At 62.9% G+C, this 12,438-nt stretch carries 12 protein-coding genes; 9 read left to right on the top strand and 3 right to left on the bottom strand.

All coding sequences use genetic code 11. From position 1 onward, the window contains the following. The first annotated feature begins 5 nt into the window (after positions 1-5). Positions 6-926 (top strand): pirin family protein, encoded by a 921-nt coding sequence (locus tag EOB36_RS12680; protein WP_126103246.1) that lies wholly within the window; start codon positions 6-8, stop codon positions 924-926. A 106-nt stretch (positions 927-1,032) separates the two neighbouring features. Then, the gene (gene dxs / locus EOB36_RS12675) at positions 1,033-2,973 is read left to right on the top strand and encodes a 1-deoxy-D-xylulose-5-phosphate synthase (RefSeq protein ID WP_206437530.1); all 1,941 of its coding nucleotides are present in this window, start codon (positions 1,033-1,035) and stop codon (positions 2,971-2,973) included. A 138-nt stretch (positions 2,974-3,111) separates the two neighbouring features. Here dxs and EOB36_RS12670 read toward each other — a convergent pair whose 3' ends face one another. After that, on the bottom strand, positions 3,112-3,513 hold the full coding sequence (locus EOB36_RS12670) for a GFA family protein (protein ID WP_127206532.1): 402 nt from the start codon (positions 3,511-3,513) through the stop codon (positions 3,112-3,114). A gap of 171 nt (positions 3,514-3,684) precedes the next feature. Between EOB36_RS12670 and EOB36_RS12665 the strand changes: the two genes are divergently transcribed. The 4 genes from EOB36_RS12665 to EOB36_RS12650 all read left to right on the top strand — a co-directional run bounded on the left by EOB36_RS12665 (position 3,685) and on the right by EOB36_RS12650 (position 6,682). Next, entirely contained in the window at positions 3,685-4,479 is a 795-nt protein-coding gene (locus EOB36_RS12665; protein ID WP_127206531.1) for a TlyA family RNA methyltransferase, read from the top strand. Further along, positions 4,476-5,717: a class I SAM-dependent RNA methyltransferase gene (locus tag EOB36_RS12660; RefSeq protein WP_128284968.1), complete on the top strand. Its 1,242-nt coding sequence runs from the start codon at positions 4,476-4,478 to the stop codon at positions 5,715-5,717. Before EOB36_RS12665 ends, EOB36_RS12660 begins: the two co-directional genes overlap by 4 nt. 97 nt (positions 5,718-5,814) lie before the next feature. Continuing rightward, positions 5,815-6,183 (top strand): antitoxin Xre/MbcA/ParS toxin-binding domain-containing protein, encoded by a 369-nt coding sequence (locus tag EOB36_RS12655; protein WP_126103242.1) that lies wholly within the window; start codon positions 5,815-5,817, stop codon positions 6,181-6,183. After that, positions 6,176-6,682, top strand: coding sequence for an RES domain-containing protein (locus EOB36_RS12650; RefSeq protein WP_126103241.1), 507 nt, complete (start codon positions 6,176-6,178; stop codon positions 6,680-6,682). Before EOB36_RS12655 ends, EOB36_RS12650 begins: the two co-directional genes overlap by 8 nt. A 39-nt stretch (positions 6,683-6,721) precedes the next feature. Here the strand turns inward: EOB36_RS12650 and tldD are convergent, their stop codons facing one another. Both tldD and EOB36_RS12640 read right to left on the bottom strand, forming a co-directional pair. Beyond that, positions 6,722-8,134, bottom strand: a complete 1,413-nt coding sequence (gene tldD, locus EOB36_RS12645) for a metalloprotease TldD (RefSeq protein WP_128284967.1) — start codon at positions 8,132-8,134, stop codon at positions 6,722-6,724. A 238-nt stretch (positions 8,135-8,372) separates the two neighbouring features. After that, positions 8,373-8,927, bottom strand: a complete 555-nt coding sequence (locus EOB36_RS12640) for an invasion associated locus B family protein (protein ID WP_095486179.1) — start codon at positions 8,925-8,927, stop codon at positions 8,373-8,375. A 363-nt stretch (positions 8,928-9,290) separates the two neighbouring features. Between EOB36_RS12640 and coxB the strand changes: the two genes are divergently transcribed. The 3 genes from coxB to EOB36_RS35145 form a co-directional block, all read left to right on the top strand. Then, a complete protein-coding gene (gene coxB / locus EOB36_RS12635; protein WP_095486229.1) occupies positions 9,291-10,172 on the top strand; it encodes a cytochrome c oxidase subunit II in 882 nt (293 codons plus the stop codon). Positions 10,173-10,209: 37 nt separating this feature from the next. After that, the gene (gene ctaD, locus EOB36_RS12630) at positions 10,210-11,862 is read left to right on the top strand and encodes a cytochrome c oxidase subunit I (RefSeq protein ID WP_095486177.1); all 1,653 of its coding nucleotides are present in this window, start codon (positions 10,210-10,212) and stop codon (positions 11,860-11,862) included. A gap of 77 nt (positions 11,863-11,939) precedes the next feature. Next, positions 11,940-12,438 (top strand): UbiA family prenyltransferase (locus tag EOB36_RS35145; RefSeq protein ID WP_245467776.1); only part of this gene is annotated, 499 nt, incomplete at its 3' end.

The following is a 12,438-nucleotide window of genomic DNA, read 5'->3' as shown; positions in this document are numbered from 1 at the left end:
ACCGCATGAGTTTCTTCCCCGGAAATGACCCGCAGGCCGGCGATGCCTTCGCCAGCGACCAGATCGAATTGATGGTCATTCCGAACGCCAAGGACATCGGCGGCTTCCAGGTTCGCCGCGCTTTGCCGACCGCGAAGCGGCGGCTGGTTGGGCCGTTCATCTTCTTCGACCGCATGGGCCCGGCCATCTTGCGGGCCGGCCAGGCGCTCGATGTCCGTCCGCATCCGCATATCGGCCTGTCGACGGTCACTTACCTATTCGACGGCAAGATCCGGCACCGCGATTCGCTCGGCACCGAAATGGTAATCCAGCCCGGCGACGTGAATTTGATGACCGCCGGCCGCGGTATCGTCCATTCCGAGCGCACGCCACAGGAGCTGCGCGGCGCACCGATGTCGGTGTCCGGCCTGCAGACATGGCTGGCGCTGCCCGACGATAAGGAAGAGGTCGATCCAATCTTCGAGAATACGGCGGCCATGCGTCTTCCCGAGATCGACGCCGAAGGCGTCAGCGGGCGTGTCGTCATCGGTGCCTTTTCCGGGTTGCGGTCTCCGGTCGCGACCGCTTCGGACACGCTCTATGCTGACCTCAGCCTGGCGCCTGGCGCCAGTGTGAAAATCCCTGCCGATGCCGAGGAGCGCGCCATCTATACGTTGGAAGGCGAGGTTTCGATCACCGGCGACCGCTTTCCAGCGGAGCGGCTGCTGGTATTCCGGCCCGGCGACGAGATCGTCGTGTCCTCGGAGGGTGGAGCGCATTTTATGCTGTTCGGCGGTGCCTCGCTCGGCTCCAAGCGCTACATCTGGTGGAATTTCGTGTCATCTTCGAAGGAACGCATCGAGCAGGCGAAAGAAGAGTGGAAGACAGGCCGCTTCGATATCGTTCCTGGGGATGAAGAAGAGTTCATTCCGCTGCCGGACAATTAGAGCGCCGCGCGCCCTTTTGGACACGCAAAGGAAACCCTAACACTTTGAATCTACGCCGCGTCACTCACACGCATTTACATTCGCCGGCCAGCAGCCTATTTCGCAGATGAATAAAAAGCAGGCCCTACCACCAGTGAACGCAAAGCTCCATACACCGCTTCTCGACAAGGTCCGCATCCCGGCCGACCTCAGGACGCTCGACGAAGGTGATCTGCCGCAGTTGGCATCGGAGCTTCGCACCGAGTTGATCGACGCTGTGTCCCACACCGGCGGACATCTCGGTGCTGGCCTTGGCGTGGTCGAACTGACGGTCGCATTGCATTATGTCTTCAACACGCCCGACGACCGGCTGATCTGGGATGTCGGTCACCAGGCCTATCCGCACAAGATACTGACCGGCCGCCGCGACCGTATCCGCACGCTGCGGCAAGAGGGCGGCCTGTCCGGTTTCACCCAGCGCGCCGAGAGCGAATACGATCCGTTCGGCGCCGCCCACTCCTCGACCTCCATTTCCGCCGGCCTCGGCATGGCAATGGCACGCGATCTCTCCGGTGGCCGCAACAATGTCATTGCCGTCATTGGCGACGGCGCCATGTCGGCCGGCATGGCCTACGAGGCGATGAACAATGCCGGCGCGCTCGATGCCCGTCTGATCGTCATCCTCAACGACAACGACATGTCGATCGCTCCGCCGACCGGTGCGATGAGCGCCTATCTGGCTCGCCTTGCATCGGGCAAGGCCTATCTGGGCCTGCGCGATTTCGGCAAGAAGCTGACCTCCTATTTGGGCGAGCGCGCCGATCGCGCCATCAAGCGGGCGGTCGAGCATGCGCGCGGCTACGTCACCGGCGGCACGCTGTTCGAGGAAATGGGTTTCTACCACATCGGCCCGATCGACGGTCACAATCTCGAGCACCTGATCCCGGTGCTGAAGAACGTCCGCGACAATGCCGACGGCCCGGTGCTGATCCACGTCGTGACCCAGAAGGGCAAGGGCTATGCACCGGCCGAGGCGGCGGCCGACAAATATCACGGCGTCAACAAGTTCGACGTCATCACCGGCGCGCAGGCCAAGGCGCCGGCCAACGCGCCGAGCTACACGAAGGTCTTTGCCGAAAGCCTGGTCCAGGAGGCCCGAGAGGACGACCGCATCGTCGCCATCACCGCCGCCATGCCGAGCGGCACCGGTCTTGACCTGTTCGGCGAGGCGTTCCCGGCGAGGACCTTCGACGTTGGCATCGCCGAGCAACATGCGGTGACCTTTGCCGCCGGACTTGCCACGGAAGGCTTCAAGCCTTTCGCTGCGATCTATTCGACCTTCCTGCAGCGCGCCTACGACCAGGTGGTTCACGACGTTGCGATCCAGAAACTGCCGGTGCGCTTTCCGATCGATCGCGCGGGCTTCGTCGGTGCCGACGGCGCGACCCATTGCGGCGCCTTCGACACGACCTTTCTGGCGACGCTGCCCGGTTTCGTCGTCATGGCCGCAGCGGACGAGGCGGAACTGCGCCACATGGTGCGCACGGCAGCAAGCTATGATGACGGGCCCATTGCCTTCCGCTACCCGCGCGGCAACGGCGTCGGCGTCGACATGCCGGAGCGTGGCTCGGTTCTCGAAATCGGCAAGGGCCGTATCGTCAGGGAGGGCACCAAGGTTGCGCTGCTTTCCTTCGGTACGCGGCTGCAGGATTGCCTGGCTGCGGCCGAGGAGCTCGGCGCGGCAGGGCTTTCCACCACGGTCGCTGATGCTCGTTTCGCCAAGCCGCTCGACGAGGATCTGATCCGGCGGCTGGCCCGCTCTCACGAGGTGCTGGTAACGGTGGAAGAGGGCGCGGTCGGCGGCTTCGCCAGCCATGTGCTGCAATTCCTGGCCCATGAAGGACTGCTGGAAAACGGCCTGAAGGTACGCCCGCTTGTGTTGCCGGACGCATTCACAGATCACGCCAAGCCCGAAAAGATGTATGCCGACGCCGGACTGGACGCCGCCGGCATCGTGCGCACCGTCTTCGTGGCGCTGGGACACACCGCCAGCGCGCAAAGCGCCTGAATCAAAATCTCAACAGCTTGACCCAGTTTGCCGACGGGCGGCCGTAACCGACTGTTTACGCTGCGATTTGGCGTTTGCTTATCGTGTCTCTTGGCACCGTCGGTCGAACGTCGGGGTTCGCGGCCAATCTTCTAGAAGCTAGAACCACATATCGCGCACACATCGACCATCGCTCGGCAGATCCTCGAATTTGTAGAGACCATCGAAATGGTCGATTGGCAGGTCGGCGACTGCTTCAGGCGGCGCAAGCCTCACATTGACGGCGATTCGAATGCGACCGGTGGCGCTAGAGCGCAAACCACGCCAGGCCAGAACACAGGCGCATGTCGGACAGAACAGAATCTCGAGCGACGGGGCATCCTTTCCGGCGCGCGTATAAGACCTTGTCGGCCCCGCAAGACGGATGCGTTCGTCAACATAATCGTAAGCCCACAGCGCGCCATAGCGGCGGCAAAGCGAGCAATTGCAGGCTGTGATCGAGCCGGGATCGCCCTCCAACGTCCAGTGGGCCGCGCCACAATGGCAGGTTCCGGTCAGCATTCGCCCTCCTTCGCGTTCGGCAGCAAAACGCATTTCGTACCTGACATTGTGCCGGACGTGGTGCGATATTCAACAAGCTGTGGCAGCTTGATACGTTCGCTGCTTTCCGAAGATGTTCGTTGTCCCCCCCAATATCCTTGCCATCATCGTCGGCTTTCGCCATGAAGGCCGATGAACTTCCCTTTGCCAGCCAGCACACGCCAGCGGCTCGACGAACTGCTCGTCGCTCGCGGCCTGTTCCCCAGCCGCTCTCGCGCCCGCGACGCGATCGAGCGCGGTACGGTCACGGTCGACGGCGTCATTGCCCGCAAGCCCGGCCAGACCGTCTTGGTTGATTGCCTCATCGCCATCGATGATCCGGCGCAGGGTTACGTGTCGCGCGCTGCGCTGAAGCTGATCGCCGGGCTCGACCATTTCGGTCTCGATCCCGCCGGCAGCGAAGCGCTCGACGTCGGCGCCTCGACCGGCGGTTTTACTCAAGTGCTGCTCGAACGCGGCGCGGCGCATGTCACGTCGATCGATGTCGGGCATGGCCAGATCCATCCGGATATCGGTGGCAATCCGCGCGTGACGGTGATCGAGGGACTGAACGCCCGCGATCTCTCGGCCGCCGATCTTGCCGGTTGCATTCCGGATTTCATCGTCTCCGATGTCAGCTTCATCTCGTTGAAACTGGCGCTGCCGCCGGCGCTCGCCATTGCCAGGAGCGGCGCCAGGGCAATATTTCTGGTCAAGCCGCAATTCGAGGCAGGCCGCGAGGCGATCGGCAAGGGCGGCTTGCTGAAAGACCCATACGATGCCGCGCGGGTTGCCGGCCTGCTGCAGGACTGGCTCGACGGCGTCCCCGGCTGGCGCGCGCTCGGACTGCATCTGTCGCCGATCGAAGGCGGCGACGGCAATCGCGAATTCCTGCTCGCCGGGATCAAGGACGCCAGCGTGAAGAACGGCGGGATCGGCGACCGATGAACGCGCGCTTCACGATCACAAGACTGGGATCCCAGGGCGACGGCGTCGCCGAGACCGAAACCGGCGAGCTTTTCATTCCGTTCACGCTGCCCGGTGAAATCGTCACCGCCGCGCGCGAAAAAGATCGCGCCACGCCGATGGCGGTGCTGGAAGCGTCGCCGCTTCGCATCGACCCCGCCTGCCGGCATTTCACCGAATGCGGCGGCTGCGCCATCCAGCATCTCGAGGCCGAAGCCTATCATCGGTGGAAGCACGACAAGGTTGCGCATGCGCTGAACAGCAAGGGCATTGTTTGCGACGTTGACGCGCTACTGCCGTGCGCGCCGCAGACGCGTCGGCGCGTCGTGTTCACCGCCCGACGGAGTGAGGCCGGCATGCAGCTCGGCTTCGTTCGTGCGCTGTCGTCGGAAATCATTTCCATCGAGGAATGCCCGATCTCGCTGCCCGAGATCGTCGCAAAGCTCGACCGTCTGAAAGCACTCGCCGAATTGATTTGCGCAACGACGAAATCGTTCCGCATGACGGTCACGGTGACCGGTTCCGGCCTCGATGTCGCGGTTCACGAGTCCGGCAAGCTTGGTGAGAACCAACGCCGCGTCGCCTCCAACTTCGTCATCGCTCAGGGGCTGGCCAGGCTCTCGATCGATGGCGAGATCATCATCGAGCCCAAAAAGCCGGTTGTCACGTTCGGCAGCATCGCTGTCGCGGTGCCGCCGGGCGCCTTCCTGCAGGCCACCGAGGCCGCCGAGCAGGCGATGGCGGATATTGTCGGCCGGCACCTCGCGCGCGCCAAAAAGGTCGCCGATCTCTTCGCCGGCTGCGGCAGCTTTGCGCTACGCCTGGCCGCGAAGTCGGAAGTCCATGCGGTGGAGGGCGATGCGGCAGCGCTTTCGGCGCTCGATAGGGCGTTCCGTTTCGCTACCGGACTCAAGCGGGTGACCAGCGAACGCCGCGATCTGTTCCGGCGGCCGCTCACTTTCAAGGAGCTGAATGCCTTCGACGGCATTGTCTTCGATCCGCCACGCGCCGGCGCCGAGGACCAGTCGAAGCAGATCGCCCGTTCGGACGTGCCGCTGGTCGCCGCGGTTTCCTGCAATCCGGTGACGCTGGCGCGCGACCTGCGCATCCTCATCGACGGCGGCTATGCGCTGAAAAGCGTGACGCCGATCGACCAGTTCCTGTGGTCGCCGCATGTTGAGGCCGTCGCGCTTCTGGAGAAGCCGAGGCGAAGGCGGTAGGCTGGCAGGAATGCAGGTTGGCATCCGTTGAGCTTGAATTGCGCGTCGATTGAGCATATTTTGATGAGGTGTTGTCAAAATGCGGTAGGAAATCGCCATGGCAGTAGCCCTCGACATTCCAGCGTCGCGCTTCGGCGAGGAGCGCACGCCGTTTCTCTCTGCAAGGCGGGTCGCCGAACTGCTCGGCGTCAACCTGACGGAACTGGCCGGCCTGATCGGTGTCGCGCGCAACACGCTTGCCGCCAAGGCCGGCGCGCGCAAGGTCGACGCTGCACTTAGTCCCGTCGTTCGCATTCTGGCGATGGCGGGCGAAATGGCCGGCAATGAGCAGCGTGCGGCGATCTGGTTCAAGCATCAGCCGATCCCCGGCTGGGCGGGAAAGACCGCCTACGATCTGGTTCGGGAAGGCAAGACGGATAAGGTGCTTGCCTATCTGGAGGCAGTCCGCTCCGGCATCTATGCCTGAAACCAGGCTGAGCCTATGGCGTGCCTTCGTGCCGCGCTGGGCGCATCTGCCGCTTTCCGGTGAGGGTGCTGCCCGCTTTGGCGGCCGCTGGAATCCTGTGGGCGCCCCGGCGATCTATGCGGCGCGGGAATTGTCCACTGCCTGGGCCGAATACAATCAGGGCTTCGTCCAGCATCCGGCGTTGATCGCCCAACTCGAGCTTTCAGGCGCGCGGCTGGCCGACCTGACCGACGCCGATACGCTGACCGAACTCGGGGCAACTACGGACATTCATCGGTGTGAGTGGCGCGACATGCTGGATCGAGACCTTGTGCCAGAGACGCACAGGCTAAGAGATCGCTTGCTTGCCGATGGACTACATGGCGTGATCTATCCATCCTTCATGTCGCCCGGCGGCACATGCGTCGCGCTCTGGCGCTGGAACGAGGACGACGCCCCGCGCCTCGGTGTCGTCGATCCCGATCATCGCCTGCCGAAAACACCGGCTTCATGGCTATAACGGGAGTTTCGAACAGGCCTACCTCGACAGGCTGGCCGCTCAAACCCTGGTGCCACCCACCGTCATCTGGTTCATCCTGAGATGTGGCTGGCCGACGCCTACCGGCACGCCCTGGCCGGCCTTGCCGCACATGCCGATGCCGGTGTCGAGCTTCATGTCGTTGCCGATCATCGAAACGCGGTGCATGGCGTCAGGCCCATTGCCGATCAGCATGGCGCCCTTGATCGGCTGCGTCACCTTGCCGTTCTCGATCATGTAGGCCTCGGTGCAGCCGAACACGAACTTGCCCGAGGTGATGTCGACCTGGCCGCCGCCGAAGGAGACGGCATAGATGCCGTTCTTGACCGAGGCGATGATTTCGTCCGGCTCCATGTCGCCTGAGGTCATGTAGGTGTTGGTCATGCGCGGCATCGGCTGATGCGCGTAGCCTTCGCGCCGTCCGTTGCCGGTGGCGTTCATGCCCATCAGCCGGGCGTTCTGGCGGTCCTGCATATAGCCGACAAGCTTGCCGTCTTCGATCAGCACGTTGCGGGCCGAAGGTGTTCCTTCGTCATCGACGGTCAGAGAGCCGCGCCGCTCGGCCATGGTGCCGTCGTCGACGACGGTGACACCTTTCGCGGCCACCTGCTGGCCCATCAGCCCGGCGAAGGCCGATGTCTTCTTGCGGTTGAAGTCGCCTTCCAGCCCGTGGCCGACGGCCTCGTGCAGCATGACGCCCGGCCAGCCGCTGGACAGCACGATGTCGAACGTGCCGGCCGGCGCCGGAATGGCCTCGAGGTTGATCAGCGCTTGCCGCAGCGCCTCCTTGGCCGCGTGCTTCCAGCTCTCCTCGACCAGGAACTCGCCAAACGCCTTGCGCCCGCCCATGCCGTAGGAGCCGCTCTCCTGGCGGTCGCCATTGCCGACCACCACCGACACGTTGATCCTGACCAGCGGGCGAATGTCGCGCACCACCTGGCCGTCGGCACGCACGATCTCGACATGTTGCCAGGAGGCGGCGAGCGAAGCCGTCACTTGTCGCACGCGCGGATCCTCGGCTCGCAGCCACGCATCGATTTCCTGAAGGAGCTTGGCCTTGGCCTCGAAGGAGGGCGAGGGGATCGGGTTCTCGTCGCCGTAGAGATGACGGTTGGTGCGGGCAGGCGCCGCGGCAAGCGTGCCGGAATAGCCGCCCTTGACCGTTGAGACCGCGTCGGCCGCGCGCAGCAGCGATGCTTCGGAAAGATCGCTGGAATGCGCGTAGCCACTGGCTTCGCCGGCGACGGCGCGTAGCCCAAAACCCTGGTCGGTGTTGAAATTGGCGGTCTTCAGCCGGCCATTGTCGAACATCAGCGCTTCGCTCTCGCTGTATTCGAGGAACAATTCGCCGTCGTCGGCGCCGTTGATGGTCTCGGCGACGATCTGCTTGATGCGATCGTCGGAAATGTCGAATTGGCCGATCAGGCTGTTCATGGCAGGTCCGTCCGTGGAAAGAGATTGTCCTCACGATGTAGGCGCGAAGGCGCGTCCAGACAATCGGCAATGACCATTGTCTGCGCATGACCCCGAAAATCGGAGTCGATTTTCGGAAAGGATCATGCGCAAAATCAAAGCGCTACAGCGTCCTTTGTGCGTCCCTGGACGCGCGGCGCTGTAGCTAAAGGCCGGTCACAATCTCTTTCATTGGTAAGGATTTGGGCGTCTGACCGGTTCAAGGCAGGGCGGCGAAACCGTCGGCAAAACCCTTGAGCTCTACGGGAATGCCGATGCCTTCCTCCGGCGTCTGGAAGACGATGAAGGTGGCCGACGTTCCGGTCTTCAGCGTGTCGAGCAGCGGCTTTTCGAGAATGACCTCGGCATAGCAGCCGTCCTGGAAGCAGCGCACGAAATAGGCCCGGCCGATGTCCTTGCCGTCGACATTGAGGCCAAGCCCGTTGGGCAATAGAACGCCGAGCGGGGCCAGCACGCGCAGGATTTCGGCCTTGTTGTCGGCGGTGCGCAGCACAACGACCGAAAGCCCCATCTCGGGACGGTCCTCAGCGACGACGTTCTGCATCATCACGCATTGTTCTGATGTGGCGCCGGCCGGCGTGTCGCAGATAATCGACCACGCGCCATGCGTCGACCGCACCTTGCCGCTTGGCTGCGCGGCATTGACCTGGCTGACAACGGACAGGCCAGACAAGCCAACGAGAAAGATGACCTTCGCCAAGGTCCTCGAAATCCTAAGTCTCGAAAGCCCAAGTCCCCAAAGCCAAGAGTTCATGACGGCTCCATTGCGAATCACGGCACTTTAAGCCGCGCCAAGGGCAAGTAAAGGATGAGACCACTGCCGGCCTGCTTCGACAAAGCAATTGTGCGCTTTTCCGTGCCAAATTCGCCCGAATTGCGACCGGCCGGCGCATTTTGCCAGGACACTCCGCCGCTCGGGCTTCCACCGCCGCGGCCGCCGCCAAAATGTGCCGCCGCGCTTGCGCGCAAAAATGCCGCACGGTTTCCTCCGCTCCTTTCTTGCAGAGGCAAATAGAGTATGGTTTGAACCAGCCTCGGGACTGTCCGGGATTCCCGTCCCGGCGTTGTTCGATATTCTTGCGGTCCGATCGCGAGGAACTGGGAGATAATGACGGCAATGAGAAAATTCCTAGCAGGCGCCAAACTCCTAGCAAGCGCTTGGGCTGCCACACTGTTCACCGGTGCATCGGCCCATGCCGCCCAGCCTGCGCCGTGGGAAGTGACCTTCCAGCCCGCCGCCACCGAGATGATGCGGCAGATCGCCTGGTTCGAGCACTACACGCTGTGGTTCATCGTGCCGATCACCCTCTTCGTGCTCGCTCTTATCGCCTATTGCATCTTGAAATTCCGCGCCAGCGTCAACCCGACCCCCTCGCGCACCAGCCACAACACGCTGATCGAGGTGATCTGGACGGTTGGGCCGGTCGTCGTCCTGCTCTGCCTCGCCATCCCGTCGTTCCAGCTTCTGACCGCGCAATACACGCCGCCGGAAGAAGCCAAACTGACCATCAAGGCGACCGGCAACCAGTGGAACTGGGATTACGAATATCAGACCGACAACACGCTTTCCTTCAATTCGGCGATCTTGGCGGATTCTGACCGCGCTGCGGCCGGTAAGGAAGATCGCGGCGTTTATCCGCGCCTGCTCGCCGTCGACAACGAGATGGTGGTGCCGGTCAATACCATGACCCGCGTGCTGGTGACGGCGGCAGACGTGATTCACGCCTTTGCCATGCCGTCCTTCGGCATCAAGACCGACGCGGTTCCGGGCCGCATCAACGAGGTCTGGTTCAAGGCGGAAAAGGAAGGCCTCTATTACGGCCAGTGCTCGGAGCTTTGCGGCAAGGACCACGCCTTCATGCCGATCGCGATCCGCGTCGTCTCCGACGCCCAGTACAAGACCTGGCTGGCGGCAGCCAGCTCCGACCTTCCTGGCGCCAACAAGGCGTTGATGGCCGAGGTCGACAGCAAAGATAAGGTAGCGGCCGCCGGCAACTGATGCCGCGACCAGAAAAGATCAGGGAACGGAGCCGAACATGGCAGACGCTGCAGCTCACGACGATCACGACCATAAGCCGTATCATGGCTGGGTCCGGTGGGTGTATTCGACCAACCACAAGGATATCGGCACGCTCTATCTGATCTTCGCGATCATGGCGGGCTGCGTCGGCGGTGCCCTTTCTGTCGTGATGCGCATGGAGCTGCAGGAGCCGGGGATCCAGATTTTCACCGGCCTGGCGCAGATGGTCTACGGCTTGAACGCCGACGCCGCGCTCGACGGTGGCAAGAGCATGTACAACGCCTTCACCACCGCGCATGCGCTGATCATGATCTTCTTCATGGTCATGCCGGCGTTGATCGGTGGCTTCGCCAACTGGATGGTGCCGATCATGATCGGCGCGCCCGATATGGCCTTCCCGCGCATGAACAACGTCTCGTTCTGGTTGCTGCCGCCGGCTTTCATCCTGTTGATCATCTCGGCCTTCGTGCCGAGCGCGCCTGGCGCTTACGGCGTCGGCGGTGGCTGGACGATCTATCCGCCGCTATCGACATCGGGCCAGCCCGGACCGGCGATGGATCTTGCGATCCTGTCGCTGCACATCGCCGGCGCATCGTCGATTCTCGGCGCCATCAATTTCATCACCACCATCTTCAACATGCGCGCGCCTGGCATGACATTGCACAAGATGCCGCTGTTCGCCTGGTCGGTGCTGATCACCGCTTTCCTGCTGCTGTTGTCGCTTCCGGTTCTGGCCGGCGGCATCACCATGCTTTTGACCGATCGCAACTTCGGCACCACTTTCTTCGCGCCGGACGGCGGCGGCGACCCGATCCTGTTCCAGCACCTGTTCTGGTTCTTCGGGCACCCGGAAGTCTACATCCTGATCCTGCCGGGCTTCGGCATCGTCAGCCATATCGTCTCGACGTTCTCGAAGAAGCCCATCTTCGGCTATCTCGGCATGGCTTATGCCATGGTCGCGATCGGTGCGGTCGGCTTCATCGTCTGGGCGCACCATATGTACACGACCGGCCTGTCGCTCGACACGCAGCGCTATTTCGTCTTCGCCACCATGGTTATCGCGGTGCCGACGGGCGTGAAGATATTCTCGTGGATCGCCACCATGTGGGGCGGATCGATTTCGCTCAAGACCCCGATGCTGTGGGCGATTGGCTTCATCTTCCTGTTCACCGTCGGCGGCGTTACCGGCGTCCAGCTTGCCAATGCCGGTCTCGACCGCCCGCTGCACGACACCTACTACGTGGTCGCGCATTTCCACTATGTGCTGTCGCTGGGCGCGGTCTTTGCCATCTTCGCCGGCTGGTACTACTGGTTCCCGAAGATGACCGGCTACATGTATTCGCCGGTGATCGCCAACACCCACTTCTGGGTCACCTTCGTCGGCGTCAACCTCGTCTTCTTCCCGCAGCATTTCCTCGGCCTCTCCGGCATGCCGCGCCGCTATATCGACTATCCGGATGCGTTTGCCGGCTGGAACATGGTGTCCTCCTACGGCTCGTATATTTCGGCCGTCGGCGTGGTCATCTTCCTCTATGGCGTGTTCGAGGCCTTCCAGAAGAAGCGGGTGGCCGGCGCCAACCCGTGGGGCGAGGGTGCGACCACGCTAGAATGGCAGCTGCCTTCGCCGCCGCCCTTCCACCAGTGGGAACAGCTGCCGAAGATCAAATAGGCGGCTGCCTGGGCGAATACGGAACCGCCGGTCCGCCCGGCGGTTTTGGCCAACGGAATGATGGACTTTAAGTACGCATGGCCCTTGTCGACGACACATTGACTGACGAACCGGGCTTTCGCATGTCGGAAGCGACGGCGGGCGATTTCTTCGCCCTGTTGAAGCCGCGCGTCATGTCGCTGGTGGTGTTCACCGCTTTTGTCGGCCTGGTCGCGGCGCCCGTGACCATCAATCCGCTTCTGGCGGTGATCGCGATCCTGGCTATTGCCATTGGGGCTGGCGCGTCCGGCGCGCTCAACATGTGGTATGACGCCGATATCGATGCGGTGATGACCAGGACCGCCGGCCGTCCGGTGCCGGCCGGCCGCATCCGGCCCGGCGAGGCGCTGAGTTTCGGCCTGGTTCTGTCGGTGCTGTCGGTGATGACGCTCGGCGTGCTGGTCAACTGGCTGTCCGCGACGCTCCTGGCCTTCACCATCTTCTTCTATGCCGTCGTCTACACGATGTGGCTGAAGCGCTGGACGCCGCAGAACATTGTCATCGGCGGTGCTGCCCGCGCCATTCCCCCGGGAATCG

This window comes from Mesorhizobium sp. M6A.T.Cr.TU.017.01.1.1 (assembly GCF_004023115.1).
Lineage (GTDB): Bacteria > Pseudomonadota > Alphaproteobacteria > Rhizobiales > Rhizobiaceae > Mesorhizobium > Mesorhizobium mediterraneum.
The sequence above is the reverse complement of the archived record's forward strand: the minus strand, read 5'-3'. Positions and strand labels throughout refer to the sequence as shown.